Below are 24,802 nucleotides of genomic sequence, written 5' to 3' on the forward strand. Positions count from 1 at the left end.
GGGATTTTTTATATAAAAATAAGGGGAAAAACATGACTTGGCGCAGCCTGCTTATTCAAAACGGCGGCAAACTATCTTTGCAACGCCGGCAACTGCTGATTCAACAAAACGGTGAGTCCCACACCGTACCATTAGAAGACATCGCCGTTATCATCATCGAAAACCGCGAAACCCTGATTACCGCCCCGCTTCTGTCAGCCTTAGCCGAACATGGCTCAACCCTGCTGACATGTGACGAGCAGTTCCTGCCCTGCGGACAATGGCTGCCTTATGCCCAATATCACCGCCAACTTAAAATCCTCAAGCTGCAGCTGAATATAAGCGAACCCTTAAAAAAGCAATTCTGGCAACATATCGTCCGCCAAAAAATCCTGAATCAAGCATTTGTCGCGGACGAAACAGGCAATGATCTTGCAGCCAAACGGCTGCGCACTTTGGCAGTCGAAGTCCGTTCAGGCGATACAGGAAACCGTGAAGCCCAAGCTGCCGCCCTCTACTTCCAAGCCCTCTTTGGGGAAAAGTTTACCCGTAATGACAATAATGCCGTCAATGCCGCATTGAATTACACCTACGCCGTGCTCCGTGCAGCAGTTGCACGCGCCCTGACCTTATATGGCTGGTTGCCTGCATTAGGCTTGTTTCATAGAAGCGAACTAAATCCATTCAACCTCGCCGATGACTTTATCGAACCCTTACGTCCATTGGCCGATCTGGTCGTTATACATTTGCATGAACAAGGCCGTCTGAAAACTGATCTGACCTCCAATCTCAAACAAAACCTTATCCAGACCCTTCACTGTCAAATCTGCATCGAACGGCAACATTTCAGCACCTTGGCTGCCATCGACAAAATGATTTCTTCATTTCAAGCCAGCGTAACCGACAAAAACGCCAAACAGCTAAAACTGCCTGAAATCTTGCCATTGAAAGAATACCAATATGAGTGAGGCCAAATTTATGAGGATTATCGTCTTCTTCGACCTACCGGTCACCACAGCGGTAAAGCGCAAAACCGCCAATCAATTCCGCCAGTTTCTATTAAAAGATGGATACCAAATGCTCCAACTTTCCGTATACAGCCGTATTGTCAAAGGTCGAGATTCGTTGCAAAAACACCACAATAGACTATGTGAAAACCTACCGCAAGAAGGCTCAATCCGCTGTTTGGAAGTAACAGAAAAGCAATATGCCACCATGAAACTGCTGTTGGGAGAGCTGAAAACCCAAGAAAAAAGAGTAAATTCCGACCAACTATTATTATTTTAAGCTCATTTTTTTAGACAAAATAAAACGGGAAACCCTTACATGATAAGGGTTTCCCGTTGGGGTATTGTAGCACTGCGAAATGAGAAAGGGAGCTACAACCCCTTTGCCGTTTGAAGCGGAAATCGATATATTGTAGCACTGCGAAATGAGAAAGGGAGCTACAACATAAAACGGGGTTTATATAAAGTGGCTGTTATTGTAGCACTGCGAAATGAGAAAGGGAGCTACAACTCACCCACACTTTCATATTCTGCTTTTTACATTGTAGCACTGCGAAATGAGAAAGGGAGCTACAACATGAAGTTGAAGTGATGGATGCGGTTGCGGATTGTAGCACTGCGAAATGAGAAAGGGAGCTACAACTGGTATGAAGCGTATTTAATAGATTGATTTATTGTAGCACTGCGAAATGAGAAAGGGAGCTACAACGAGAACGGCGTTAGACAGATTCAAACCGCAAATTGTAGCACTGCGAAATGAGAAAGGGAGCTACAACAGTTATTGACACGAGGCGGATTGTAACTCTGCAATGATAAAGGGTCTATCCAAATAAAAAAGCACCACCTAAACAGGTAGTGCTTTCATATTAATTTGCTTATTCAGCAGAATCAGCTGCTTTATCAACCAATTCAACCAATGCCAAAGGAGCATTGTCGCCTTTACGGAAACCGTATTTCAGTACACGAATATAGCCGCCGTTACGAGCAGCAAAGCGTGGACCCAATTCGTCAAACAATTTAACTACAACATCACGATCGCGAGTGCGGTCAAAAGCCAAACGACGGTTTGCCAAAGAAGGTTTTTTACCCAAGGTAATCAAGGGCTCAACTACGCGGCGCAATTCTTTTGCTTTAGGCAAAGTTGTCACGATGGTTTCGTGAGTCAACAAGGAATTCGCCATATTGCGCAGCATCGCAGCACGGTGGCTGCTAGTACGGTTTAATTTGCGGTTGCCATTACGATGACGCATGTCATTATCCTTTAATCTTCAAACTTACGGCTTTTCTAAGCCTACAGGCGGCCAAGCTTCTAATTTAGAACCTAATGTCAGACCTTTAGAGGCCAACACTTCTTTGATCTCATTCAAAGATTTACGACCCAAATTAGGGGTCTTGAGAAGCTCGGTTTCAGTACGTTGAATCAAATCGCCAATATAGTAAATATCTTCAGCTTTCAGACAATTAGCTGAACGTACGGTTAATTCCAAATCATCTACAGGACGCAGCAAGATAGGATCGATAGGAGGCGCTTTTTCTTCAACCTCTTCAACCGGAGTACCTTGCAGATCTGCAAAAATAGACATTTGGTCAATTAAGATACGTGCGGCACTACGTACAGCCTCTTCCGGATCAATAGAACCATTGGTTTCAATATCTAAAACCAATTTATCCAAATCCGTGCGTTGCTCTACGCGTGCAGGTTCAACTTCAAAGCTAACACGACTGATGGGCGAAAAGCTCGCATCCAACTGAATCGCACCAATCTGTTTGTTCTCATCACGCAATACGCGACGGCCTGAAACAGATTGATAACCACGACCTTGCTCTACTTTAATTTCCATGTCAATTTGGCCATTGTCAGCCAAGTGGCAAATAACATGCTCAGGATTGATAATTTCCACATCGTGTGGCAAATCAATATCACCGGCTACAACTGCACCGGCACCTGTTTTTTTCAAAGTCAACTGAACTTGGTTACGACCGTGAAGCTTGAATACGATACCTTTAATGTTCAAGAGAACGTCAACAACATCCTCCTGAACACCATCAATAGTAGAGTATTCGTGCAATACGCCGGAAATAACTACTTCAGTTGGGGCAAAGCCATTCATGGATGACAGTAAGATACGACGCAAAGCATTACCTAAAGTATGACCAAAACCACGCTCAAATGGCTGCATAGACACCTTAGCTCGAGTAGAAGACAAGGTATCTACATCGATTTGACGAGGTTTCAAAAATTCGGTTGTGCTATTTTGCATTTAACTGTCCCTCATTGAGCTAGCATTATTTAGAGTAGAACTCTACCACCAGCTGTTCATTAATATCGCCAGACAATTCTGAGCGATCCGGCATATTTTTGAATACACCTTCCAATTTGTCGGCATCAACAGATACCCAGCTTGGTAAGCCAATTTGAGTAGCCAAGCTCAATGCCTCTTGGATACGTACTTGTTTCTTAGCTTTTTCACGAACAGCTACAACATCGCCTGCTTTAACTTGGAAAGAAGGGATATTAACAACCTGACCGTTTACAACGATAGCTTTATGAGAAACCAATTGACGTGCTTCAGCGCGGGTAGAGCCAAAACCCATACGATAAACGACATTGTCCAAACGGGACTCCAGCAATTGCAACAGCAATTCACCGGTAGAACCTTTACGACGATCAGCTTCCGCAAAGTAACGACGGAATTGGCGTTCTAACACGCCATAAATACGACGGATTTTTTGTTTTTCACGCAATTGCAAACCGTAGTCTGACAAACGTGGTTTTTTCGCACCGTGCTGACCAGGTGCAGAATCCATTTTACATTTTGAATCCAAAGAGCGACGTGCACTCTTCAAAAACAGATCCGTACCTTCGCGACGTGCTAATTTACATTTAGGGCCAATATAACGTGCCATGTTTTAAATCACTCCAATATTAAATACGACGTTTTTTAGGCGGACGGCAACCGTTATGAGGCAACGGGGTAACGTCAGTAATGCTGGTAATCTTGAAACCAAGAGCGTTTAAAGCACGTACAGAAGATTCGCGACCAGGGCCAGGGCCTTTAATGCGGACTTCTAAATTTTTAACGCCATACTCTTGGGCAACTTTACCAGCTGCTTCTGCTGCAACTTGTGCTGCAAATGGTGTACTTTTACGAGAACCTTTAAAACCAGCGCCGCCAGAGGTAGCCCAAGACAATGCATTGCCTTGACGGTCAGTGATTGTAATGATGGTATTGTTAAAAGATGCATGAACGTGCACAATACCTTCGCTTACGGTTTTACGTACTTTTTTACGTACACGCGAAGCTGTGTTTGCTTTAGCCATTAATCAAATTCCTTAAAATTTATTTCTTACCGGCAATCGCTTTGCGCGGACCTTTACGGGTACGAGCATTTGTGCGAGTGCGTTGACCACGACAAGGCAAGCCACGACGATGACGGAAGCCGCGATAGCAACCCATATCCATCAATCGTTTAATGCTCATCGTTACTTCACGACGCAAATCGCCTTCAACTTCATATTTAGCAACTTGCTCACGCAAAGCGTCTAATTGAGCCTCGTCCAAATCTTTTGCTTTAGTAGTAGGAGCAATATTTGCTGCCTCACAAATCAATTTAGCACGAGTCGCACCAATACCATAAATAGCCTGAAGGCCAATTACGATATGGGCATTATTAGGGATATTTACCCCTGCAATACGAGCCATATTTTTTCCTTTTTAGGGCAAAGTATGTCACTATACCACAAAATCAATAGTTAAGAAAACTAGCTTCTTAACCTTGACGTTGTTTGTGACGTGGGTCAGTACAAATTACGCGAACTACACGATTACGACGAATAATCTTGCAATTGCGACAAATTTTCTTTACAGAAGGTTGTACACGCATTTTATTTCCTTTTATCGTTTATCTTGCTCGGAAAACAATCCGAGCACGGGTTAAATCATAAGGAGTTAATTCAACTGTTACCTTATCACCTGGAGAAATACGGATATAATGCATCCGCATTTTGCCAGATATATGACCAAGTACTACATGATCATTTTCCAGTTTTACTTTAAATGTTGCATTGGGCAAAGTCTCAAGGATTTCACCCTGCATCTGTATGGTATCTTCTTTAGCCATAAGCCTACTTACGTGACAAAGATTTCATATCTGGACGACTCATCAAGTCTTCATACTGACTACTCATTATGTATGAATTAATTTGCGTCCTAAAATCCATTGTAACAACGACCAAAATAAGCAAAGATGTACCACCGAAATTGATAGTAACATTCCATGCAGTTGTTAAAATTTCAGGTATCAGACAGATTGTAGTAATGTACAAAGCACCAAACAATGTCAGCCTTAGTACCACTTTTTCCAAATACCTAGATGTTTGCTCACCTGGTCGTATACCTGGCACAAATGCACCACTCTTCTTCAAATTTTCTGCCATCTCTTTAGGACTGAATACTAAAGCAGTATAGAAATAGCAGAAAAAAATGATTGTTGACGCAAATAATACGATAAATAAAGTCTTACCATGCTGTAGTTGAGCGGCAATCTGATATAAAACTGAATTTGTATTATTGGAACCAAACCAACCTAAAAGTGTAGATGGAAACAAAATGATACTGGAAGCAAAAATGGGGGGAATAACACCCGCCATATTTAGCTTAAATGGCATATGAATGCTTTGTCCTGACATCATTCCCGAGCCAAACTGTCTCTTCGCATAATGTACAGGAACTTTACGCTGAGCACTCTCAAAATAAACTACAGCATAGATCAACAGCAAAATACCAATCACAATTAATACTGCCATCAACATAGAACGTTCAGACAAAGTTAATAACTGAACTAAACCGGATGGGATACCCGATACAATGCCTGCGGTAATGATCAAAGAAATACCATTACCAATACCACGCTCGGTAATTTGCTCCCCTAACCACATCAGAAACATAGTACCTGTAACCAAACAGACTACTGTAGAAATATGAAACTCAAGCGAACTCGTTACAACAACACCTTGTTGATAAACAAATGTTGCAACACCAAAGCTTTGCAATACAGCCAATAATACCGTCCCATACCTAGTATATTTCGTAATTATTTTCCTACCAGCCTCACCTTCCTTCTTTAAAGCTTTTAAAGAAGGAACAATTTCAGAAGCAAGCTGAACAATAATCGACGATGAAATATAAGGCATGATACCAATTGCAAATATACTAAAGCGCTCCAACGAACCACCCGAGAACATATTTAACATTCCGAATATGCCGTTTGCAGCGCCTTCGTATAACTTAGCTAATGCAACAGCATCTACGCCCGGTACCGGTATATGAGCACCAATACGGAAAACGACTAAAGCACCTAAAAGGAACACCAGACGTTTTTTCAGATCACCAAATTTGGATAATCCTGATAAAGATTGTTGATTAGCCACTGTAGTGCAAGCCTTATTCTTCTACTTTACCACCGGCAGCTTCAATAGCAGCTTTAGCACCTTTAGTAGCTTTTACACCTTTCAAGGTAACTGCTTTTGAGATTTCACCAGAAGTAATAACTTTTACATTAGAAGCAGTTGCAGGAATCAGACCAGCTTGTTTAAGAACCAAGACATCAATCTCGTTCACAGCAATCAGATTCAATTCACTCAAACGAACTTCAGCATTAGCGGCTGCAGTCAAAGATTTGAAACCACGTTTCGGCAGACGACGTTGCAAAGGCATTTGACCGCCTTCAAAACCTACCTTGTGGAAGCCACCAGAACGGCTTTTTTGACCTTTATGACCACGACCACCTGTCTTACCCAAGCCGCTACCAATACCACGGCCTACACGACGACTAGCGTGAGTAGCACCCTCAGCAGGTTGAATAGTATTCAAAAACATATTAAGACTCCACTTTCAACAAGTAGCTGATTTTATTGATCATGCCACGGTTTTCAGGGGTATCCAAAACCTCTACAGTATGTTCACGACGGCGCAAACCTAAACCGCGAGCACATGCACGATGAGATTCAATTGTACCGATCAGGCTCTTAACCAATGTAACTTTAATCTTTTTTTGCTCAGTCATGGTTAGCTCCCAAAATATCTTCTACTGTCAAGCCACGTTTAGCAGCAATATCAGCAGGGGTATACAGTTTAGACAAACCGTCTAATGTAGCGCGTACAATATTATAAGGATTAGTAGAACCATGTACTTTAGCTGAAATGTTATGGATACCCATAGCATCAAATACTAAACGCATTGGACCACCAGCTTTTACACCGCTACCTTCTTTAGCAGGTTGCATAAATACCTTAGTAGCACCATGACGGCCAATAACCTCATGATGAATAGTACCATTTTTCAAAGGTACTTTAATCATAGAGCGTCGAGCTTGATCCATTGCTTTTTGAACAGCAACTGGTACTTCTTTTGATTTACCTTTGCCCATACCGATGCGACCATCACCATCACCAACAACAGTCAGTGCAGAGAAAGCCATGATACGGCCACCTTTAACTACTTTAGTCACGCGATTAACTGCGACCATCTTTTCAATCAGGCCGTCACCGCGTTCTTCAATTTCATGTTTTGCCATCTGAAAGTCTCCAAATATTAGAAGCTTAAACCATTTTCACGTGCAGCTTCAGCTAAAGCTTTCACACGACCGTGATATTGGAAACCTGAACGGTCAAAAGCAACTTTTTCAACACCCACTGCTTTAGCTTTTTCAGCAATACGCTTACCAACTACAGCCGCTGCTTCAACGTTGCTACCTGATTTCAGGCTACTACGTACTTCAGCTTCCAATGTAGAGGCTTGAGCCAATACTTTATCACCTTCAGCACTAATTACTTGAGCATAAATATGATTATTGCTGCGGAACACACATAATCTTACCATTTTCAAGTCCGCAATACGCGCACGGGTTTTGCGTGCACGACGGAGTCGGGTTGTATGTTTATCCATTAGTGAACCTCAATTATTTTTTCTTGGCTTCTTTCATCACTACTACTTCACCTACATAACGAACACCTTTACCTTTATAAGGCTCAGGAGAACGGAATGCACGAATTTCAGCAGCGACTTGGCCAACCACTTGTTTATCTGCACCAGTCAAAACGATTTCTGTTTGGCTAGGAGTTTGAACAGAAACACCTTCAGGCATTTCGTATACGATTGGATGAGAGAAACCCAAAGACAAGTTCAAAACTTTGCCTTGAGCTTGGGCACGATAACCCACACCAATCAATTGAAGTTTTTTCTCAAAACCTTCAGAAACACCCTTAACCATGTTATTAACCAATGCACGAGCAGTACCAGACATAGCATTAGCCTGTTTACTGTCATTTTTTGCAGCAAAAGTCAATTTACCATCGTTCAGTTCAATAGCAACATCGGAATGCAAAGGAAAAGACAATTCGCCATTTTTACCTTTGATAACCAATGCATCTGTTCCGAATTTTACTTCTACACCAGCAGGAACAGTCACTGGGTTTTTTGCGACGCGTGACATTTACTTTTCTCCACTAGGCTACGATGCACAACAACTCACCACCCACACCCTCAGAACGGGCTTTGCGATCAGTCATTACACCTTTAGAAGTACTAACAATAGCGACACCCAGGCCATTCATTACGCTAGGAATCTCACTTGATGCTTTGTAAATACGCAAACCTGGACGTGAAACACGTTTAATTTGCTCAATCACAGGACGACCTGCATAGTATTTCAATTGAATTTCCAATACCGGTTTTGCATCAGCAGAAACCGCAAAATCCTCGATATAACCTTCTTCTTTCAGAACTTTTGCAATTGCACATTTCAGTTTAGAGGAAGGCATGGCAACTGCTGCTTTATTAGCACGTTGCGCATTGCGAATACGAGTCAACATATCGGAAATAGGATCATGCATACTCATTATTTATACTCCTATTACCAGCTAGCTTTAACAACACCAGGGATCTCGCCACGCATAGCGATTTCACGGATTTTAATACGGCCCAAACCAAATTTACGGAAAGTGCCACGAGGACGACCTGTTAAAGCACAACGACGACGTTGACGTACAGGTGCTGCATTACGAGGAATGGATTGAAATTTCAAACGTGCTTCAAAACGTTCTTCTTCAGTCGCATTAGCATCATTAATAACAGCGAAAATTGCCTCACGTTTAGCTGCAAACTTTTTCGCCAATGCTTGACGTTTCAGTTCACGATTAATAAGTGCTTTCTTAGCCATGATTATCCTTTAAACGGAAACTTGAACAGTGACAACAAAGCTTTCGCTTCTTCATCAGTTTTTGCAGTAGTTGTAATAGTAATATTCAAACCACGCAAAGCATCGATTTTATCGTATTCAATTTCCGGGAAAATAATTTGCTCGCGAACGCCCATATTGTAATTGCCACGACCATCAAATGATTTACCGCTTACACCACGGAAGTCACGTACGCGAGGCAATGCAATAGTAATCAAACGATCTAAAAATTCAAACATTTGATCACGACGCAATGTTACTTTGCAACCAACTGGATAGTTATCACGGATTTTAAAACCAGCGATAGATTTACGAGCAACAGTCACAACTGGTTTTTGACCAGCAATTTTCTCTAAATCAGAAACAGCGTGTTCCATAACTTTTTTATCAGCAACAGCTTCACCCACACCCATATTCAAGGTGATTTTTTCAATACGTGGAACTTCCATTACTGATTTGTAACCAAATTGTTTAACCAATTCAGGAACAACTGTATCTTTATAAAACTCTCTCAAACGAGCCATGTTATCTCCTTATGCTCCAATGATAGAGCCATTTGATTTGAAGAAACGAACGCGTTTAACTTTGCCTTCATTTTCAATCAGCTTAATACCAACACGGTCTGCTTTATTAGTTTCCGGATTCAGGATTGCAATATTAGAAATATCCAAAGGCATTTCTTTAGCAATAATGCCACCCTCAATACCACGCATTGGATTAGGTTTTGATGACGTTTCACAACATTAACATCCTCAACAACAACTTTATCACCCAACACTCGAACTACTTGACCTTGCTTGCCTTTATCTTTACCGGTAATCACTACAACCTGATCGCCTTTAATGATTTTATTCATCGCGCTATTCCTTATAATACTTCAGGCGCCAATGAAACGATTTTCATAAATCGCTCAGTACGCAATTCACGGGTTACCGGACCAAAAATACGAGTACCCAGAGGTTCAAGTTTATTATTCAACAACACAGCAGCATTGTTATCGAATTTAATTAACGCACCATCAGGACGACGCACACCCTTAGCAGTACGAACAACTACCGCATTGTATACATCACCTTTTTTGACACGACCACGTGGGGCTGCATCTTTAACTGCAACTTTAATAATGTCGCCAACAGAAGCGTAGCGACGCTTAGATCCGCCCAATACTTTGATGCACATTACGCGACGCGCACCAGAGTTATCAGCCACATCTAAGATGGTCTGCATTTGAATCATATTAGTACCTTTAAATTAACCAACTTAATTTACCACTTTCATATAACTCGCACCTTACTTTAAGCTGCTTATTAAATGAAACCATCACGGTTCTAGTAAACCAGTCTTGGATCCCGAAGGGAGAGAAACTTCCATAAGAAGCTGGAAGATAAGAAACGAAGTTTACACGCAAATTAACTTTGCTGCAAGACTTCGTTTCTTATTAAGCCACATTACTGTGTTTTAAATCAAACAGTACGCGCTTTCTCAACCAATTCTTTTACAACCCAAGACTTGGTTTTTGACAAAGGACGAGATTCCTCGATTACCACTACATCACCAATGCCATATTGATTGTTTTCATCATGAGCATGGATTTTAGTTGATAAACGAATAATTTTACCGTACAGAGGGTGTTTAACTTTACGCTCAACCAATACTGTAACAGTTTTGTCCATTTTGTCGCTTACCACTTTGCCTTGCAAAGTACGAACATTTTTAGCTTCGCTCATTACTTAGCACCTTTTTCAGTTAAAATGGTTTTAATACGAGCAATATCGCGACGTACACGTTTCAACTCGCTAGATTTACCCAACTGACCGGTTGCATTTTGCATGCGTAAGCCAAACTGAGCTTTCAACAAGTCCAACAAATCAGAGTTTAATTGCTCAATAGATTTGTCTTTCAATTCATTTGCTTTCATTATTGACCCACCTGTCTTACTACAAAGGTTGTAGGAATAGGCAATTTGGCAGCGGCCAATTCAAATGCTTCACGAGCCAAAGCCTCAGGAACACCGTCCATTTCGTACAATACTTTGCCTGGTTTAATTTCAGCAATGTAATATTCCACATTACCTTTACCGCCACCCATACGAACTTGGATAGGTTTCTCAGTAATTGGTTTATCAGGGAATACACGAATCCAAATGCGACCGCCACGTTTAATATGACGAGTCATAGTACGACGAGCAGCTTCGATTTGGCGGGCAGTCAAACGACCACGGCCTACGGCTTTCAAACCGAACTCACCGAAACTTACTTTGTTACCGCGAGTAGCAATACCGGTGTTACGGCCTTTTTGTTGCTTGCGATATTTCAGTCTAGTTGGCTGCAGCATTACGTCCACCTGCCTTTCTTTGTTTCTTCTCATGTTCAGGTTTAGAAGATTTAATATTACCTTCTGTATAAACCCAAACTTTCAGACCCAGTACACCATAAGTAGTGTGCGCTTCGCTAGTTGCATAATCTACGTTCGCACGCAAAGTATGCAAAGGCACACGACCTTCACGGTACCATTCGCTACGAGCGATATCAGCACCATTCAGACGACCTGAAGTCATGATCTTGATGCCTTTGGCACCAGAACGCATTGCATTTTGCATTGCACGTTTCATAGCACGACGGAATTGGACGCGTTTTTCAAGCTGCTGGGCAATACCATCAGCAATGATTTGTGCATCCAATTCAGGACGACGAATCTCTTCAATATTTACATGAACAGGCACACCCATCAGAGTTTGCAAGTCACGCTTCAAGATTTCAATATCCTCACCTTTTTTACCAATAACCACACCTGGACGAGCAGAGTGAATGGTAATACGTGCAGATTTAGCAGGACGCTCGATCACTACGCGACCAACTGAAGCATTAGCCAGTTTTTTACGCAAGTAGTTACGAACATCAATATCTTGTTTCAAAACAGTAGAAAAGTCGGTGCTTTTAGCAAACCATTTTGAAGCCCAGTCTTTAGTTACCGCCAGGCGAAAGCCTGTAGGATTAATCTTTTGTCCCATAGCTTTTCCTTAGTTGCCCACTGTCACGTTAATATGACAAGTTTGTTTCTCGATGCGGTTACCGCGACCTTTGGCACGAGCTTGGAAACGTTTCAAGCTTGGGCCTTTGTCAACAAAGATAGTTACCACTTTCAGTTCGTCAATGTCAGCACCATTGTTGTGCTCGGCATTAGCGATTGCTGATTCCAATACTTTTTTAATCAGCTCAGCACCTTTTTTAGGGCTGAATGCCAAGATATTCAAAGCCTGGGCAACGTCTTTACCACGAATCAAATCAGCTACCAAACGAGCTTTTTGAGCTGAAATACGGGCATTTTTATGTTGTGCACTTACTCTCATGATTCACCTTATTTCTTTTTAGCCTTTTTATCGGCCAAGTGGCCTTTAAAGGTACGGGTCAATGAGAACTCACCTAATTTATGACCAACCATGTTGTCACTGATAAACACAGGCACGTGAGTGCGGCCGTTGTGTACAGCGATAGTCAGACCAATGAAATCAGGCAAAATGGTAGAACGACGTGACCAAGTTTTAATTGGGCGTTTGTCGTTGCTTGCACGAGCAGCATCTACTTTTTTCAGCAAATGCAGGTCTACATATGGGCCTTTTTTTAATGAACGAGCCATACTAATTAACCTTTATTTGAGTAACGACGACGAACAATCATGTTATCCGTGCGTTTGTTATTACGAGTGCGGTAGCCCTTAGCAGGAGTACCCCATGGGCTAACCGGTTCGCGAGCTTCACCAGTACGGCCTTCACCACCACCATGTGGGTGATCGACAGGGTTCATGACAACACCACGAACGGTCGGACGAATACCACGCCAGCGGTTAGCACCAGCTTTGCCAATTTTTTTCAGGCTTTGTTCTTCGTTACCAACCTCACCGATAGTTGCACGGCAATTTACGCTAATTTTGCGCACCTCACCAGAACGCAAACGAACTTGAGCGTAAGCACCTTCTTTTGCAAGCAATACCGCAGAAGCACCAGCTGAACGGGCAATTTGTGCACCTTTACCTGGTTTCATTTCGATACAGTGAATAGTTGTACCAACTGGAATATTGCGAATCGGCAGAGTGTTACCTACTTTGATAGCAGCTTCAGCACCGGAAACCAATACTGCACCGGCCTGAATACCACGAGGAGCAATAATGTAGCGACGTTCACCATCTGCATAGCACAACAGTGCGATAAATGCAGTACGGTTAGGGTCATATTCGATACGCTCTACTTTTGCAGGGATACCGTCTTTGTTACGTTTAAAATCTACAACACGGTAATGGTGTTTATGGCCGCCACCTTTATGGCGGGTAGTGATATGACCATTGTTGTTACGACCGGCAGTAGAATTTTTCTTTTCCAACAGAGGTGCATAAGGTGCACCTTTGTGCAAACCTTCTGTTACCACGCGAACCATGCCGCGACGGCCTGCAGAGGTCGGCTTCATTTTAACGATTGCCATTTTGTTTATTCCTTATCTGCAGCTGCAGCAGCGGCTTCCAAATCTAACTCTTGACCGGCAGCCAGGCTTACGTAAGCCTTTTTAACATCGCTGCGACGACCTAAAGTGCGACCAAAACGTTTAATTTTACCTTTAATGGTAACAGTAGTAACGTCTGCAACTTGAACACCGAACAGCAACTCAACTGCTGCTTTAATTTCAGGTTTGGTTGCATTTGCCAAAACTTTAAACGTCATTTGGTTACGTTTTTCAGCCAATACGTTGCTTTTTTCAGAAACGATAGGTGCCAAGATTACTTGAGTCAAACGTTGTTGATTCATACCCATTGCTCCTCTAATTGTGCAACTGCATCTTTAGTGATAACGACTTTTTTGTAACGCAGCAAGCTGTAAGGATCAACTTGTTGAGCTTCCAAAACCAATACGTTAGGCAAGTTGCGTGAAGCCAAGTAAACATTCTCGTCGAGCTGTTTAGTTACAAACAGAACTTGCTCCAAACCCAAGTTTTTCACTTGTTCGGCAAAAACTTTGGTTTTAGGAGTTTCAGCAGTCAATGCTTCGATTGCAAACAAACGTTCATCACGAGCCAATTGGGACAAAATAGTCGCCATACCGGCACGGTACATTTTACGGTTCACTTTTTGAGTGAAGTTTTCGTCAGGTTTGTTTGGGAATGCACGACCACCTTTACGCCACAGCGGAGAAGAAGTCATACCGGAACGAGCACGACCTGTACCTTTTTGGCGCCATGGTTTTTTAGTAGAGTGGTTTACTTCGGCACGAGTCTTTTGAGCACGATTACCAGAACGGGCATTTGCCAAGTAAGCAGTAACCAGTTGGTGAACCAGAGCTTCATTGTATTCGCGAGCAAACAAAGCATCAGAAACAGCCAAGCTGCCAGATACTTGTCCTTTAGCGTCAATTACTTTCAATTCCATTACGCACCTACTTTCACGCTAGGACGAACCACGACGTCGCTGTTAACCGAACCCGGAACAGCACCTTTAACCAACAAGAGTTGGCGTTCAGCATCAACACGTACAACTTCCAATTTTTGAACAGTTGCTTTAGTGTTACCGTATTGACCTGCCATACGTTTACCAGGGAACACGCGACCAGGGTCTTGTGCCATACCGATAGAACCAGGAACACGGTGAGAACGGGAGTTACCGTGGGAAGTACGTTGAGCACCGAAGTTATGACGTTTGATCGTACCAGAGAAACCTTTACCTTTAGAGGTACCGGTTACATCTACCAATTGACCAACTTCAAACATAGAAACGGTAATTTCATCACCGGCTTTCAATTCAGCCAGTTTTTCTTCAGTCAAAGCAAACTCAACCAAACCGCGACCAGCTTCAACACCTGCTTTAGCAAAGTGACCGGCTTCAGTTTTGTTGACACGATTGGCTTTTTTCTGACCAAAGGTAACTTGTACAGCAGTGTAGCCGTCAGTATCTTTGGATTTCACTTGTGTAACGCGGTTGGCAGACATATCCAAAACAGTTACCGGAACAGAAACACCCTGTTCGTCGAACACGCGAGTCATACCAACTTTGCGTCCAACCAGACCTAAAGTCATGATTATTTTCCTTTTAAGTAAAGGGGCGGGCTACGATTGGCCTGCCTTTCAGACAAAGTTAAACTTGATACGGATGTACCAAGTCCGCCATTATAATTGACAAATCAAAGAAATATCAACAAAAATTTCAATTTAACTTCTTAAAACCGTCATTTCTTTCGGATGAAGTGTTGCCAAATATCTGAAAATTTTCAGACGGCCTAAGAATTCTATAAAAAACCGAACAGCTAAGCTGTTCGGTTTTTCAGTTCTTATTGAACTTTAATTTCTACATCTACACCCGCTGGAAGATCCAGTTTCATCAGTGCATCAGTAGTTTTGTCAGTCCAGTCCACGATGTCCATCAGACGCAAGTGGGTACGGATTTCCAATTGTTCACGAGAAGTTTTGTTCACGTGAGGAGAACGCAAGATGTTGAAACGTTCGATTTTAGTTGGCAAAGGAATCGGACCTTTAACAACAGCGCCAGTACGTTTGGCAGTTTCAACGATTTCTTGCGCAGAACGGTCAATCAGACTGTAATCATAAGCTTTCAGGCGGATACGGATTTTTTGGTTTGCCATTTATCAATATCCCTCAATTAAGCGATTACAGAAGAAACCACACCCGCACCTACGGTACGACCACCTTCGCGAATCGCAAAGCGTAGACCTTCTTCCATAGCGATAGGCGCAATCAGTTCTACAGTAATGGTTACGTTCTCACCTGGCATTACCATTTCTACGCCTTCTTCCAAAGTAACTGCACCAGTTACGTCAGTAGTACGGAAGTAGAATTGTGGACGGTAGTTAGCGAAGAATGGAGTGTGACGACCACCCTCTTCTTTGCTCAGTACGTATACTTCTGCTTTGAACTTGGTGTGAGGAGTGATAGTACCTGGTTTAGCCAATACTTGACCACGCTCTACGTCTTCACGTTTAGTACCACGCAGCAATACACCTACGTTGTCACCTGCTTGACCTTCGTCCAGCAGTTTGCGGAACATTTCAACACCGGTACAAGTGGTTTTTTGAGTTTCTTTCAGACCTACGATTTCGATCTCGTCACCAACGTGGATGATACCGCGCTCTACACGACCAGTTACTACTGTACCACGACCAGAGATAGAGAATACGTCTTCGATAGGCAACAAGAAAGGTTTGTCCACAGCACGCTCAGGTGTTGGGATGTAGCTGTCCAGAGCAGCAGCCAATTCGAAGATTTTTTCTTCGTAACCAGCATCACCTTCCAAAGCTTTCAGTGCAGAACCTTGTACGATTGGGCAGTCGTCGCCTGGGAAGTCGTAGCTTGACAACAAGTCACGGATTTCCATTTCAACCAGTTCCAACAGCTCGGCATCGTCAACCATGTCGCATTTGTTCATGAATACGATGATGTAAGGTACACCTACTTGGCGAGCCAACAGGATGTGTTCGCGAGTTTGAGGCATAGGACCGTCAGCTGCGGAACATACCAAGATTGCACCGTCCATTTGGGCAGCACCGGTAATCATGTTTTTAACGTAGTCGGCGTGGCCCGGGCAGTCTACGTGTGCGTAGTGACGGGTTTCAGTTTCGTATTCTACGTGTGAGGTATTAATGGTAATACCACGAGCTTTTTCTTCAGGAGCGTTGTCGATTTGGTCGTAAGCTTTTGCAGCGCCACCGAATTTTTTAGCCAAAATAGTAGTCAAAGCAGCAGTCAGAGTGGTTTTACCATGGTCAACGTGACCGATGGTGCCAACGTTTACGTGCGGTTTGCTACGTTCAAATTTTTCCTTAGCCATGAGCTAATTCCTTTACATATAAAGATCGATTAAAGAACAATGGCCGTCTGAAAATTTATTTTCAGTTTCAGACGGCCTTTTCTGATTAGCCTTTGCGGGCTTCAGTTACAGCAGCAGCTACGTGAGCAGGAGCTTCAGCGTATTTTTTGAACTCCATGGAGTAAGTAGCGCGACCTTGGGTTGCAGAACGCAAGTCGGTTGAGTAACCGAACATTTCTGCCAGAGGTACTTCGGCACGAACTTTCTTACCACCGATACCGTCATCATCCATACCCAATACAACGCCACGACGACGGTTCAAGTCGCCCATTACGTCACCCATGTATTCTTCAGGTGTTTCCACCTCAACTGCCATGATTGGTTCCAACAGAGCTGGATTGGCTTTACGCATACCTTCTTTAAAGGCTTGAGAAGCTGCCAATTCGAAGGCCAGTTGTGAAGAGTCAACATCATGCGAAGAACCGAAAATCAAACGTACACGAACGTCAACAACTGGGTAACCGGCAACGATACCGTTAGGCAAAGTATCGCGAATACCTTTATCGACAGACGGAATAAATTCGCGAGGAATCACACCACCTTTAATTTCATCGATAAATTCGTAACCCGCACCACCTGGTTCCATAGGTTCCATTTTGATCACAACGTGACCGTATTGACCTTTACCACCAGATTGTTTGGCATGTTTGTATTCAGCTTCAACTTCTTTGCGGATGGTTTCACGGTAAGCCACTTGAGGCGCACCGATGTTTGCTTCCACGCCGAATTCGCGTTTCATACGGTCAACAATAATTTCCAAGTGCAGCTCACCCATACCGGAAATAATGGTTTGACCGGATTCTTCGTCTGTACGAACGCGGAAAGAAGGGTCTTCTTTCGCCAGACGGTTCAGGGCGATACCCATTTTCTCTTGGTCGGCTTTGGTTTTCGGCTCAACGGCAATATGGATTACCGGCTCAGGGAATTCCATGCGTTCCAAGATGATAGGTGCGCTTTCTGCACACAAGGTCTCACCAGTAGTAACGTCTTTTAGACCGATAGCGGCTGCGATGTCGCCAGCGCGTACTTCTTCAATTTCAGTACGGTCTGCAGCAGTCATTTGCACCAAGCGACCGATACGTTCGCGAGTACCTTTTACAGAGTTCAATACGGTATCACCGGATTTCACCACACCAGAGTAAACGCGGATAAAAGTCAACTGACCAACGTATTTATCGTTCAACATTTTGAACGCCAATGCAGAGAATTTCTCTTCATCGCTGGCTTGACGGCTGTCGGCTTCTTCAGTGTTAGGGTTAACACCTTGAACTGGAGGAATGTCGGTAGGAGCAGGCAGCAATTCTACAACTGCGTCCAACATACGTTGAACACCTTTGTTTTTGAATGCTGAACCGCACAACATTGGTTGAATTTCACCGGCCAAAGTACGTTGACGCAATGCGCCTACGATTTCTTCTTCAGTCAGCTCATCACCGCCCAAGTATTTGTCCATCAATTCTTCGCTGGCTTCTGCTGCGGCTTCAATCATGTTTTGACGCCATTCTTCGGCAGTCTCAACCAATTCAGCAGGAATATCGCCATAGGTAAAGGTTGTACCTTTATCGGCTTCATTCCAAATAATGGATTTCATTTTCAACAGGTCAACAACACCGCTGAAGCTATCTTCCGCACCAACCGGAATCACGATAGGTACTGGGTTTGCGCGCAAACGGGTTTTCATTTGCTCAACAACGCGGAAGAAGTTGGCACCTTGACGGTCCATTTTGTTTACAAATGCCAAGCGAGGTACTTGGTATTTGTTAGCTTGACGCCATACGGTTTCAGATTGAGGTTGAACACCGCCTACTGCACAGTAAACCATTACCGCGCCGTCCAATACACGCATAGAACGCTCTACCTCTACAGTAAAGTCAACGTGTCCCGGGGTGTCGATGATGTTGAAACGGTGCTCAGGGAACTGTTTCGCCATACCAGACCAATAAGAAGTCACAGCAGCAGAAGTAATGGTAATACCACGCTCTTGCTCTTGTTCCATGTAGTCGGTAGTAGCCGCGCCGTCATGCACTTCGCCCAATTTATGAGTCAAACCTGTATAGAACAAAATACGTTCTGTTGTGGTTGTTTTACCCGCGTCAATATGGGCAGAAATACCGATATTGCGATACAGGCTGATAGGGGTCTTACGAGCCATTTTGTTAGCCTTTCGATATTAGAAACGGAAGTGAGAGAATGCTTTGTTTGCTTCAGCCATGCGGTGTACTTCTTCACGTTTTTTCAACGCACCACCACGACCTTCAGCCGCATCAATCAATTCACCTGCCAAACGCAGGTCCATAGATTTCTCACCACGTTTACGGGCCGCATCGCGAACCCAGCGCATTGCCAAGGCCAGACGACGTGAAGGACGAACTTCAACAGGAACTTGGTAGTTTGCACCACCTACACGGCGGCTTTTCACTTCCACGATAGGTTTGGCGTTTGCAATGGCTTCGTTAAATACTTCGATTGCTACTTTGCCGGTTTTTTTCTCAATTTGCTCCAGAGCACCGTAAACGATACGTTCTGCAACAGATTTTTTACCGTCAATCATCAATACGTTCATGAATTTAGTCAGCTCAACGCTGCCGAATTTAGGATCTGGCAGTACGTCGCGCTTAGGGACTTCTCTACGTCTTGGCATTTTAATTTCCTTTAGTCTATTCAGTTGGGTCTATTCCCATGAATACCTAATTAAGTATTCACTTACTCGGCCGTTGTTCAGCTTAGGCGGCCGACGTGCCTATTTGAGTCCCGATAATTATTTAGGACGCTTAGCACCGTATTTAGAACGGGCTTGTTTACGGTCTTTAACACCTGCAGTATCCAAAGAACCGCGTACAGTGTGGTAACGTACACCTGGCAAGTCTTTTACACGACCGCCGCGAATCAATACGACGCTGTGCTCCTGCAGGTTGTGGCCTTCACCGCCGATGTATGAAATTACTTCAAAACCGTTGGTCAGGCGAACTTTACATACTTTACGCAATGCAGAGTTAGGTTTTTTAGGGGTAGTTGTGTATACACGGGTGCACACGCCACGTTTTTGCGGGCAAGCTTCCAGTGCAGGCACTTTGTTTACGTACACAGGCTTTTGACGGCCTTTGCGTACCAATTGGTTAATAGTTGGCATATTTTCTCGTCCTGTTGAGTTAAATACTTGCCGACACCATGTCGACAAGATTGGAATTATATTTTTATTGCAAGGGTTTAGTCAAGCAAATGACTGATAAAGTTTGGTGTTTTCCAATTTATGTCTAAATTTTAGAAACAAAGGCCGTCTGAAACATTCAGACGGCCTTTGGCATTTTAAACAAGTCCGCAATTTGGTTCTCTACTTATTTTTTCTTCATTGCTTTCCTTATTTATTCAGACGGCCTTAAACTCCACCCTCTTTTATGTCCTCTAAAAAATAAAACCGCAAGACTGGCTTGCGGTTTTATTTTCACAATAATCCCGAGGGATTATTCGTCTGAAGCTTCGGTTTCAGAAGTTTCTTGATCAGCTTGCTGCCATTGTTGATGACGGCTGCGGTGATAGGTCAAACCTGTACCGGCAGGAATCAAACGACCGACAATCACGTTCTCTTTCAAACCGCGCAGCTCGTCTTGTTTGCCCATAATAGCGGCCTCTGTCAAGACGCGTGTTGTTTCTTGGAACGATGCCGCAGAAATGAAGCTGTCTGTAGACAAGGAAGCTTTGGTAATACCCAGCAACACGTTTTCATAACGTGCAGGCTCTTTGTCTTCAGCCATGGCTTTTTCATTGGCAAGCATCACATCGCCACGCTCAACTTGCTCACCGGTAATGAACTCTGTATCACCGGAATCAACAATGTTCACTCGACGCAGCATTTGACGGATGATGACTTCGATGTGTTTATCGGAAATCTTCACACCTTGCAGGCGGTAAACCTCTTGCACCTCTTGAACAATGTAGCGAGCCAATGCTTCGATACCTTGCAGGCGCAGAATGTCGTGTGGATCTACGGCACCGTCTACGATGGTTTCACCACGGTTTACCACTTGACCATCGTGTACCAAAATCTGTTTCTCTTTAGAAATCAGGGTTTCGTATGCTACACCGTCTACGTCGGTAATAATCAGACGCTGTTTACCTTTGGTTTCTTTACCGAAGGAAACGGTACCGGTAATTTCAGCCAACATACCTGCATCTTTCGGCACGCGTGCTTCAAACAATTCGGCTACGCGTGGCAGACCACCGGTAATATCGCGGGTTTTAGAAGACGCTTGTGGAATACGCGCCAACACATCGCCCTTACCGACTTCCTGACCTTCACGGATGGTAATCACCGCACCGACCGGGAATGCCATAGAAACTGGGGTAGTCGTACCAGGAATGCAAATTTCCAGACCATTTTCATCCAACAGTTTGACAGTCGGACGCAACAGTTTAGAAGCACTAGAAGAACGACGTTTGCCGTCAATCACTACCAGAGTAGACAAACCGGTTACATCGTCAGTTTGTTTCGCAACGGTAACACCCTCTTCCACGTTCTCGAATTTCACCATACCTGCGTGTTCGGTAATCATCGGACGGGTATGCGGATCCCAAGTTGCCAAAGTTTGACCGGCTTTAATGGCTTCGCCATCTTGTACCAGCAGGATTGCACCATAAGGTACTTTGTGACGTTCACGTTCGCGACCGATATCGTCGTGAATCACTACTTCACAAGAGCGGCCAATGACAACCAATTCGCCTTTGTTGTTGGCAACGTAACGCATTTGGCTGCTGAAACGAGCTGTACCATTGGATTTGGCTTCCACTTGGCTGGCAGCAGCCGCACGAGATGCCGCACCACCGATGTGGAACGTACGCATGGTCAGCTGAGTACCTGGCTCACCAATAGATTGTGCAGCAATTACACCTACAGCTTCACCAGCGTTAACCAGTTTACCGCGCGCCAAGTCGCGGCCATAACAGTGTGCACACAAACCATGACGGGTTTTACAAGTAATTGGCGTACGGACTTTAACCTCGTCAACACCAGATTGGTCAATGATATCAACTAATTTCTCAGTCAGCAGTGTACCTGCCTCAACCAATGTTTCTCCTGTTGAAGGATCGACAACATCAGAAGCAGTAACGCGGCCTAAAATACGATCGCGCAACGCTTCAATTACGTCACCGCCTTGTACTACTGCTTTCATGACAAAGCCGTCTGAAGTACCGCAATCGTCTTCAACAACCACCAAGTCTTGTGTTACGTCTACTAAACGACGGGTCAAGTAACCGGAGTTTGCAGTTTTCAACGCGGTATCCGCCAAACCCTTACGCGCACCGTGGGTCGCAATAAAGTATTGCAATACGGTCAGACCTTCACGGAAGTTAGAGGTAATAGGCGTTTCAATAATGGAGCCGTCAGGTTTTGCCATCAAACCACGCATACCGGACAACTGTTTAATCTGAGCCGCAGAACCACGGGCACCAGAGTCGGCCATCATGTAAATAGAGTTGAAGGACTCTTGATCAACTTCGTTGCCGTCACGGTCGATGACTTTTTGTTTGGACAGGTTGTCCATCATCGCTTTAGCGATCTTATCGCCGGCACGACCCCAAATATCGACCACTTTGTTGTAACGTTCGCCGTTGGTTACCAAACCTTGACGGTATTGGTCTTCGATTTCTTTAACTTCGGCATTAGCCTCGGCCAGCAAGGCTGCTTTTTCTTTCGGAATTTCCATATCGTCAACCGCAATGGAAATACCGCCTTTAGCCGCAAAACCGAAACCGGTATACATCAAGTGGTCGGCGAAAATAACTGTATCACGCAAGCCGCACAGACGGAATGATGCGTTAATCAGTTTAGAAATTTCTTTTTTCTTCAGCGCTTTGTTGATGTACTCGAACGGCAGGCCTTTAGGCAAGATTTCGCTCAACAATGCACGGCCGACGGTTGTTTCATAACGGTTAACAACAGGCTCAAACTCACCTGCTTCGTTTTTCACCCATTCGCGCAGACGTACGGTAATTTTCGTACCCAGTTCAACCTGTTTGGTATGGTATGCACGATGTACTTCTTTCACATCGGCAAACAGGCTGCCTTCGCCTTTGGCATTGATACGGTCGCGGGTCATGTAGTACAAACCCAATACGATATCTTGAGAAGGTACGATGATTGGTTCGCCGTTGGCTGGAGACAATACGTTGTTTGAAGCCAGCATCAGCGTGCGTGCTTCCATTTGTGCTTCCAAGCTCAATGGAACGTGTACAGCCATTTGGTCACCGTCAAAGTCGGCGTTAAATGCGGCACACACCAATGGGTGCAACTGAATCGCTTTACCTTCAATCAGGATAGGTTCAAACGCTTGAATACCCAAACGGTGCAGGGTTGGCGCACGGTTCAACATAATCGGATGTTCGCGGATGACTTCTTCCAAGATATCCCATACTTCAGGCACCTCTTGCTCTACCAATTTTTTCGCAGCTTTAACGGTAGAAGCCAAACCTTGTTTTTCCAATTTGTGGAAAATAAATGGTTTGAACAGTTCCAACGCCATTTTTTTCGGCAGACCACATTGGTGCAGACGCAGGTATGGGCCTACGGTAATCACGGAACGACCAGAGTAGTCCACACGTTTACCCAGCAGGTTTTGACGGAAGCGGCCGCCTTTACCTTTAATCATGTCAGCCAATGATTTCAGCGGGCGTTTGTTGGCACCGGTCATGGCTTTACCTCGACGGCCGTTATCCAACAGGGAATCAACCGCTTCTTGCAACATACGTTTTTCGTTACGAACGATGATGTCAGGCGCATGCAGTTCCAACAGACGTTTCAGACGGTTGTTACGGTTGATAACGCGGCGGTACAAATCGTTCAAATCGGAAGTGGCAAAACGACCACCATCCAATGGAACCAACGGACGCAAATCAGGCGGCAATACCGGCAGCACATCCATAATCATCCATTCCAGTTTCATACCGGAACGGTGAAAGGCTTCCAATACTTTCAAACGTTTGGCAATTTTTTTAATTTTGGTGTCAGAACCGGTAGATTCCAGCTCTTGACGCAGGATTTCGATTTCGCCGGTAATATCCAAGGTGCGCAGCAATTCACGGATACCTTCTGCACCCATTTTGGCATCGAAGTCATCGCCGTATTCGTCCAGTTTGTTGTAGTAATCGTCTTCAGTCAGCAATTGACGACGTTGCAACGTAGTCATACCGGGATCGGTTACCACAAATGCTTCAAAGTACAATACGCGTTCGATATCGCGCAAAGTCATGTCCAATACCATACCCAAGCGGGAAGGCAGGGATTTCAAGAACCAAATGTGGGCAACTGGTGCTGCCAATTCAATGTGGCCCATGCGTTCGCGGCGTACTTTGGAAAGGGTAACTTCTACGCCACATTTTTCACAGGTTACGCCTTTAAATTTCAAGCGTTTGTATTTACCGCACAAACATTCATAGTCTTTGACCGGGCCAAAGATTTTGGCGCAGAACAAACCGTCGCGCTCAGGTTTGAACGTACGGTAGTTGATGGTTTCAGGTTTTTTAACTTCGCCATAAGACCATGAGCGGATGGTTTCGGGAGAGGCAATACCGATTTTGATGGCATCAAACTCTTCTTCCATGCCGGCAGTTTGCAACGGATTAAATAAGTTCAACAAATTCATTTTTGCTCCTTGAAGGAAGTATTTTTACCGCATGGCGGATTTTCGATATTGGGAAACGGTACTTTTGATTTCAGACGGCC

The 24,802-nt window shown here is 44.1% G+C and carries 35 protein-coding genes, 1 pseudogene and 1 CRISPR repeat array; of the genes and pseudogenes, 2 read left to right on the forward strand and 34 right to left on the reverse strand.

All coding sequences use genetic code 11. The annotated features are described in order from the left end of the window. Nucleotides 1-32: 32 nt before the first annotated feature. Both cas1 and cas2 read left to right on the forward strand, forming a co-directional pair. Nucleotides 33-947, forward strand: coding sequence for a type II CRISPR-associated endonuclease Cas1 (gene cas1 / locus KCG54_RS10855; protein WP_254324181.1), 915 nt, complete (start codon nt 33-35; stop codon nt 945-947). After that, on the forward strand, nt 940-1,266 hold the full coding sequence (cas2, locus tag KCG54_RS10860; protein ID WP_254324182.1) for a CRISPR-associated endonuclease Cas2: 327 nt from the start codon (nt 940-942) through the stop codon (nt 1,264-1,266). Before cas1 ends, cas2 begins: the two co-directional genes overlap by 8 nt. Nucleotides 1,267-1,329: 63 nt before the next feature. Further along, nucleotides 1,330-1,762: direct repeats of the CRISPR family, unit length 36 nt; unit sequence ATTGTAGCACTGCGAAATGAGAAAGGGAGCTACAAC. A gap of 99 nt (nt 1,763-1,861) precedes the next feature. On the opposite strand, the gene rplQ is transcribed toward cas2, so the two are convergent. The 34 genes and pseudogenes from rplQ to rpoC form a co-directional block, all read right to left on the reverse strand. Beyond that, nucleotides 1,862-2,236, reverse strand: coding sequence for a 50S ribosomal protein L17 (gene rplQ / locus KCG54_RS10865; RefSeq protein WP_039862272.1), 375 nt, complete (start codon nt 2,234-2,236; stop codon nt 1,862-1,864). Nucleotides 2,237-2,260: 24 nt separating this feature from the next. After that, on the reverse strand, nt 2,261-3,247 hold the full coding sequence (locus KCG54_RS10870; RefSeq protein ID WP_003684706.1) for a DNA-directed RNA polymerase subunit alpha: 987 nt from the start codon (nt 3,245-3,247) through the stop codon (nt 2,261-2,263). Nucleotides 3,248-3,272: 25 nt separating this feature from the next. Next, nucleotides 3,273-3,893: a 30S ribosomal protein S4 gene (gene rpsD / locus KCG54_RS10875; RefSeq protein WP_003749296.1), complete on the reverse strand. Its 621-nt coding sequence runs from the start codon at nt 3,891-3,893 to the stop codon at nt 3,273-3,275. Nucleotides 3,894-3,912: 19 nt separating this feature from the next. Then, nucleotides 3,913-4,308, reverse strand: a complete 396-nt coding sequence (rpsK, locus tag KCG54_RS10880) for a 30S ribosomal protein S11 (RefSeq protein WP_002216249.1) — start codon at nt 4,306-4,308, stop codon at nt 3,913-3,915. A gap of 19 nt (nt 4,309-4,327) precedes the next feature. After that, entirely contained in the window at nt 4,328-4,690 is a 363-nt protein-coding gene (gene rpsM, locus KCG54_RS10885) for a 30S ribosomal protein S13 (protein WP_003749295.1), read from the reverse strand. Between the two features lie 67 nt (nt 4,691-4,757). Then, nucleotides 4,758-4,871 carry a 50S ribosomal protein L36 gene (gene rpmJ / locus KCG54_RS10890; RefSeq protein ID WP_003697674.1) on the reverse strand — a complete coding sequence of 38 codons (114 nt, stop codon included), beginning with the start codon at nt 4,869-4,871 and terminating at the stop codon, nt 4,758-4,760. 18 nt (nt 4,872-4,889) lie between these two features. Then, nucleotides 4,890-5,108: a translation initiation factor IF-1 gene (infA, locus tag KCG54_RS10895; protein WP_003684714.1), complete on the reverse strand. Its 219-nt coding sequence runs from the start codon at nt 5,106-5,108 to the stop codon at nt 4,890-4,892. Between the two features lie 4 nt (nt 5,109-5,112). Next, nucleotides 5,113-6,417: a preprotein translocase subunit SecY gene (gene secY / locus KCG54_RS10900; protein ID WP_254324183.1), complete on the reverse strand. Its 1,305-nt coding sequence runs from the start codon at nt 6,415-6,417 to the stop codon at nt 5,113-5,115. 13 nt (nt 6,418-6,430) lie between these two features. Continuing rightward, on the reverse strand, nt 6,431-6,865 hold the full coding sequence (gene rplO, locus KCG54_RS10905) for a 50S ribosomal protein L15 (RefSeq protein ID WP_254324184.1): 435 nt from the start codon (nt 6,863-6,865) through the stop codon (nt 6,431-6,433). Nucleotide 6,866: 1 nt separating this feature from the next. After that, the gene (gene rpmD, locus KCG54_RS10910) at nt 6,867-7,052 is read right to left on the reverse strand and encodes a 50S ribosomal protein L30 (RefSeq protein ID WP_003684808.1); all 186 of its coding nucleotides are present in this window, start codon (nt 7,050-7,052) and stop codon (nt 6,867-6,869) included. Then, nucleotides 7,045-7,563 carry a 30S ribosomal protein S5 gene (gene rpsE / locus KCG54_RS10915; protein WP_003684704.1) on the reverse strand — a complete coding sequence of 173 codons (519 nt, stop codon included), beginning with the start codon at nt 7,561-7,563 and terminating at the stop codon, nt 7,045-7,047. Before rpsE ends, rpmD begins: the two co-directional genes overlap by 8 nt. 17 nt (nt 7,564-7,580) lie before the next feature. After that, nucleotides 7,581-7,934: a 50S ribosomal protein L18 gene (rplR, locus tag KCG54_RS10920; protein WP_003749287.1), complete on the reverse strand. Its 354-nt coding sequence runs from the start codon at nt 7,932-7,934 to the stop codon at nt 7,581-7,583. Nucleotides 7,935-7,947: 13 nt separating this feature from the next. Beyond that, complete coding sequence (gene rplF, locus KCG54_RS10925) at nt 7,948-8,481, reverse strand: 50S ribosomal protein L6 (protein WP_004464590.1); 534 nt, start codon at nt 8,479-8,481, stop codon at nt 7,948-7,950. A 13-nt stretch (nt 8,482-8,494) separates the two neighbouring features. Beyond that, entirely contained in the window at nt 8,495-8,887 is a 393-nt protein-coding gene (gene rpsH, locus KCG54_RS10930; protein ID WP_003684738.1) for a 30S ribosomal protein S8, read from the reverse strand. A 14-nt stretch (nt 8,888-8,901) separates the two neighbouring features. Next, on the reverse strand, nt 8,902-9,207 hold the full coding sequence (rpsN, locus tag KCG54_RS10935; protein WP_003684736.1) for a 30S ribosomal protein S14: 306 nt from the start codon (nt 9,205-9,207) through the stop codon (nt 8,902-8,904). A 2-nt stretch (nt 9,208-9,209) separates the two neighbouring features. Beyond that, entirely contained in the window at nt 9,210-9,749 is a 540-nt protein-coding gene (gene rplE / locus KCG54_RS10940) for a 50S ribosomal protein L5 (RefSeq protein WP_003684750.1), read from the reverse strand. A gap of 9 nt (nt 9,750-9,758) precedes the next feature. Then, nucleotides 9,759-10,081: pseudogene (rplX, locus tag KCG54_RS10945) on the reverse strand (50S ribosomal protein L24). 11 nt (nt 10,082-10,092) lie between these two features. After that, complete coding sequence (gene rplN / locus KCG54_RS10950; protein WP_002215434.1) at nt 10,093-10,461, reverse strand: 50S ribosomal protein L14; 369 nt, start codon at nt 10,459-10,461, stop codon at nt 10,093-10,095. A 227-nt stretch (nt 10,462-10,688) separates the two neighbouring features. Further along, nucleotides 10,689-10,952, reverse strand: coding sequence for a 30S ribosomal protein S17 (gene rpsQ, locus KCG54_RS10955; protein ID WP_003684766.1), 264 nt, complete (start codon nt 10,950-10,952; stop codon nt 10,689-10,691). Further along, nucleotides 10,952-11,143: a 50S ribosomal protein L29 gene (gene rpmC, locus KCG54_RS10960; RefSeq protein ID WP_003684705.1), complete on the reverse strand. Its 192-nt coding sequence runs from the start codon at nt 11,141-11,143 to the stop codon at nt 10,952-10,954. The genes rpsQ and rpmC overlap by 1 nt, the downstream gene beginning before the upstream one ends. Further along, entirely contained in the window at nt 11,143-11,559 is a 417-nt protein-coding gene (gene rplP / locus KCG54_RS10965; RefSeq protein WP_003675880.1) for a 50S ribosomal protein L16, read from the reverse strand. Before rplP ends, rpmC begins: the two co-directional genes overlap by 1 nt. Continuing rightward, nucleotides 11,543-12,235 (reverse strand): 30S ribosomal protein S3, encoded by a 693-nt coding sequence (gene rpsC, locus KCG54_RS10970; RefSeq protein WP_063069244.1) that lies wholly within the window; start codon nt 12,233-12,235, stop codon nt 11,543-11,545. The genes rplP and rpsC overlap by 17 nt, the downstream gene beginning before the upstream one ends. Nucleotides 12,236-12,244: 9 nt before the next feature. Continuing rightward, nucleotides 12,245-12,574: a 50S ribosomal protein L22 gene (gene rplV / locus KCG54_RS10975; protein WP_003749277.1), complete on the reverse strand. Its 330-nt coding sequence runs from the start codon at nt 12,572-12,574 to the stop codon at nt 12,245-12,247. 8 nt (nt 12,575-12,582) lie between these two features. Then, complete coding sequence (gene rpsS / locus KCG54_RS10980) at nt 12,583-12,861, reverse strand: 30S ribosomal protein S19 (RefSeq protein WP_002215422.1); 279 nt, start codon at nt 12,859-12,861, stop codon at nt 12,583-12,585. A gap of 5 nt (nt 12,862-12,866) precedes the next feature. After that, nucleotides 12,867-13,700, reverse strand: a complete 834-nt coding sequence (gene rplB / locus KCG54_RS10985) for a 50S ribosomal protein L2 (RefSeq protein ID WP_003684813.1) — start codon at nt 13,698-13,700, stop codon at nt 12,867-12,869. Nucleotides 13,701-13,705: 5 nt separating this feature from the next. Next, nucleotides 13,706-14,020 carry a 50S ribosomal protein L23 gene (rplW, locus tag KCG54_RS10990; protein ID WP_003749274.1) on the reverse strand — a complete coding sequence of 105 codons (315 nt, stop codon included), beginning with the start codon at nt 14,018-14,020 and terminating at the stop codon, nt 13,706-13,708. After that, a complete protein-coding gene (rplD, locus tag KCG54_RS10995; protein WP_003684798.1) occupies nt 14,017-14,637 on the reverse strand; it encodes a 50S ribosomal protein L4 in 621 nt (206 codons plus the stop codon). Before rplD ends, rplW begins: the two co-directional genes overlap by 4 nt. Further along, nucleotides 14,637-15,281 carry a 50S ribosomal protein L3 gene (gene rplC, locus KCG54_RS11000; protein WP_004464584.1) on the reverse strand — a complete coding sequence of 215 codons (645 nt, stop codon included), beginning with the start codon at nt 15,279-15,281 and terminating at the stop codon, nt 14,637-14,639. Before rplC ends, rplD begins: the two co-directional genes overlap by 1 nt. A 251-nt stretch (nt 15,282-15,532) precedes the next feature. Beyond that, nucleotides 15,533-15,844 carry a 30S ribosomal protein S10 gene (gene rpsJ / locus KCG54_RS11005; protein ID WP_002642322.1) on the reverse strand — a complete coding sequence of 104 codons (312 nt, stop codon included), beginning with the start codon at nt 15,842-15,844 and terminating at the stop codon, nt 15,533-15,535. Between the two features lie 17 nt (nt 15,845-15,861). Continuing rightward, nucleotides 15,862-17,046, reverse strand: coding sequence for an elongation factor Tu (gene tuf / locus KCG54_RS11010; protein ID WP_004520187.1), 1,185 nt, complete (start codon nt 17,044-17,046; stop codon nt 15,862-15,864). A gap of 85 nt (nt 17,047-17,131) precedes the next feature. Continuing rightward, nucleotides 17,132-19,237, reverse strand: coding sequence for an elongation factor G (fusA, locus tag KCG54_RS11015; RefSeq protein WP_036491326.1), 2,106 nt, complete (start codon nt 19,235-19,237; stop codon nt 17,132-17,134). A gap of 18 nt (nt 19,238-19,255) precedes the next feature. After that, nucleotides 19,256-19,726: a 30S ribosomal protein S7 gene (gene rpsG / locus KCG54_RS11020; protein ID WP_002240962.1), complete on the reverse strand. Its 471-nt coding sequence runs from the start codon at nt 19,724-19,726 to the stop codon at nt 19,256-19,258. A gap of 117 nt (nt 19,727-19,843) precedes the next feature. Next, nucleotides 19,844-20,215 carry a 30S ribosomal protein S12 gene (gene rpsL / locus KCG54_RS11025; RefSeq protein ID WP_002218431.1) on the reverse strand — a complete coding sequence of 124 codons (372 nt, stop codon included), beginning with the start codon at nt 20,213-20,215 and terminating at the stop codon, nt 19,844-19,846. Nucleotides 20,216-20,546: 331 nt separating this feature from the next. Beyond that, a complete protein-coding gene (rpoC, locus tag KCG54_RS11030) occupies nt 20,547-24,722 on the reverse strand; it encodes a DNA-directed RNA polymerase subunit beta' (protein ID WP_254324185.1) in 4,176 nt (1,391 codons plus the stop codon). Nucleotides 24,723-24,802: the final 80 nt, after the last annotated feature.

It is taken from the genome of Neisseria subflava, from assembly GCF_024205705.1.
GTDB classification, from domain to species: domain Bacteria; phylum Pseudomonadota; class Gammaproteobacteria; order Burkholderiales; family Neisseriaceae; genus Neisseria; species Neisseria subflava_D.

Excerpts from the sequence above, each read along its gene's own strand:
- rpmD (WP_003684808.1), bottom strand. The coding sequence starts at position 7,052 with ATGACTGAGCAAAAAAAGATTAAAGTTACATTGGTTAAGAGCCTGATC.
- cas1 (WP_254324181.1), top strand. The coding sequence starts at position 33 with ATGACTTGGCGCAGCCTGCTTATTCAAAACGGCGGCAAACTATCTTTG.
- KCG54_RS10870 (WP_003684706.1), bottom strand. The coding sequence starts at position 3,247 with ATGCAAAATAGCACAACCGAATTTTTGAAACCTCGTCAAATCGATGTA.
- rplC (WP_004464584.1), bottom strand. The coding sequence starts at position 15,281 with ATGACTTTAGGTCTGGTTGGACGCAAAGTTGGTATGACTCGCGTGTTC.
- rplV (WP_003749277.1), bottom strand. The coding sequence starts at position 12,574 with ATGAGAGTAAGTGCACAACATAAAAATGCCCGTATTTCAGCTCAAAAA.
- infA (WP_003684714.1), bottom strand. The coding sequence starts at position 5,108 with ATGGCTAAAGAAGATACCATACAGATGCAGGGTGAAATCCTTGAGACT.
- rpsK (WP_002216249.1), bottom strand. The coding sequence starts at position 4,308 with ATGGCTAAAGCAAACACAGCTTCGCGTGTACGTAAAAAAGTACGTAAA.
- rplB (WP_003684813.1), bottom strand. The coding sequence starts at position 13,700 with ATGGCAATCGTTAAAATGAAGCCGACCTCTGCAGGCCGTCGCGGCATG.
- rpsG (WP_002240962.1), bottom strand. The coding sequence starts at position 19,726 with ATGCCAAGACGTAGAGAAGTCCCTAAGCGCGACGTACTGCCAGATCCT.
- rpmJ (WP_003697674.1), bottom strand. The coding sequence starts at position 4,871 with ATGCGTGTACAACCTTCTGTAAAGAAAATTTGTCGCAATTGCAAGATT.
- tuf (WP_004520187.1), bottom strand. The coding sequence starts at position 17,046 with ATGGCTAAGGAAAAATTTGAACGTAGCAAACCGCACGTAAACGTTGGC.
- rpsD (WP_003749296.1), bottom strand. The coding sequence starts at position 3,893 with ATGGCACGTTATATTGGCCCTAAATGTAAATTAGCACGTCGCGAAGGT.
- rpmC (WP_003684705.1), bottom strand. The coding sequence starts at position 11,143 with ATGAAAGCAAATGAATTGAAAGACAAATCTATTGAGCAATTAAACTCT.
- rplD (WP_003684798.1), bottom strand. The coding sequence starts at position 14,637 with ATGGAATTGAAAGTAATTGACGCTAAAGGACAAGTATCTGGCAGCTTG.
- rpsL (WP_002218431.1), bottom strand. The coding sequence starts at position 20,215 with ATGCCAACTATTAACCAATTGGTACGCAAAGGCCGTCAAAAGCCTGTG.
- rpsN (WP_003684736.1), bottom strand. The coding sequence starts at position 9,207 with ATGGCTAAGAAAGCACTTATTAATCGTGAACTGAAACGTCAAGCATTG.
- rpsQ (WP_003684766.1), bottom strand. The coding sequence starts at position 10,952 with ATGAGCGAAGCTAAAAATGTTCGTACTTTGCAAGGCAAAGTGGTAAGC.
- rpsS (WP_002215422.1), bottom strand. The coding sequence starts at position 12,861 with ATGGCTCGTTCATTAAAAAAAGGCCCATATGTAGACCTGCATTTGCTG.
- rplQ (WP_039862272.1), bottom strand. The coding sequence starts at position 2,236 with ATGCGTCATCGTAATGGCAACCGCAAATTAAACCGTACTAGCAGCCAC.
- rpsH (WP_003684738.1), bottom strand. The coding sequence starts at position 8,887 with ATGAGTATGCATGATCCTATTTCCGATATGTTGACTCGTATTCGCAAT.
- rplN (WP_002215434.1), bottom strand. The coding sequence starts at position 10,461 with ATGATTCAAATGCAGACCATCTTAGATGTGGCTGATAACTCTGGTGCG.
- rpsJ (WP_002642322.1), bottom strand. The coding sequence starts at position 15,844 with ATGGCAAACCAAAAAATCCGTATCCGCCTGAAAGCTTATGATTACAGT.
- rpoC (WP_254324185.1), bottom strand. The coding sequence starts at position 24,722 with ATGAATTTGTTGAACTTATTTAATCCGTTGCAAACTGCCGGCATGGAA.
- rplF (WP_004464590.1), bottom strand. The coding sequence starts at position 8,481 with ATGTCACGCGTCGCAAAAAACCCAGTGACTGTTCCTGCTGGTGTAGAA.
- rplO (WP_254324184.1), bottom strand. The coding sequence starts at position 6,865 with ATGTTTTTGAATACTATTCAACCTGCTGAGGGTGCTACTCACGCTAGT.
- cas2 (WP_254324182.1), top strand. The coding sequence starts at position 940 with ATGAGTGAGGCCAAATTTATGAGGATTATCGTCTTCTTCGACCTACCG.
- rpsE (WP_003684704.1), bottom strand. The coding sequence starts at position 7,563 with ATGGCAAAACATGAAATTGAAGAACGCGGTGACGGCCTGATTGAAAAG.
- rpsC (WP_063069244.1), bottom strand. The coding sequence starts at position 12,235 with ATGGGACAAAAGATTAATCCTACAGGCTTTCGCCTGGCGGTAACTAAA.
- rplP (WP_003675880.1), bottom strand. The coding sequence starts at position 11,559 with ATGCTGCAGCCAACTAGACTGAAATATCGCAAGCAACAAAAAGGCCGT.
- fusA (WP_036491326.1), bottom strand. The coding sequence starts at position 19,237 with ATGGCTCGTAAGACCCCTATCAGCCTGTATCGCAATATCGGTATTTCT.
- rplW (WP_003749274.1), bottom strand. The coding sequence starts at position 14,020 with ATGAATCAACAACGTTTGACTCAAGTAATCTTGGCACCTATCGTTTCT.
- rplR (WP_003749287.1), bottom strand. The coding sequence starts at position 7,934 with ATGGATAAACATACAACCCGACTCCGTCGTGCACGCAAAACCCGTGCG.
- rpsM (WP_003749295.1), bottom strand. The coding sequence starts at position 4,690 with ATGGCTCGTATTGCAGGGGTAAATATCCCTAATAATGCCCATATCGTA.
- rplE (WP_003684750.1), bottom strand. The coding sequence starts at position 9,749 with ATGGCTCGTTTGAGAGAGTTTTATAAAGATACAGTTGTTCCTGAATTG.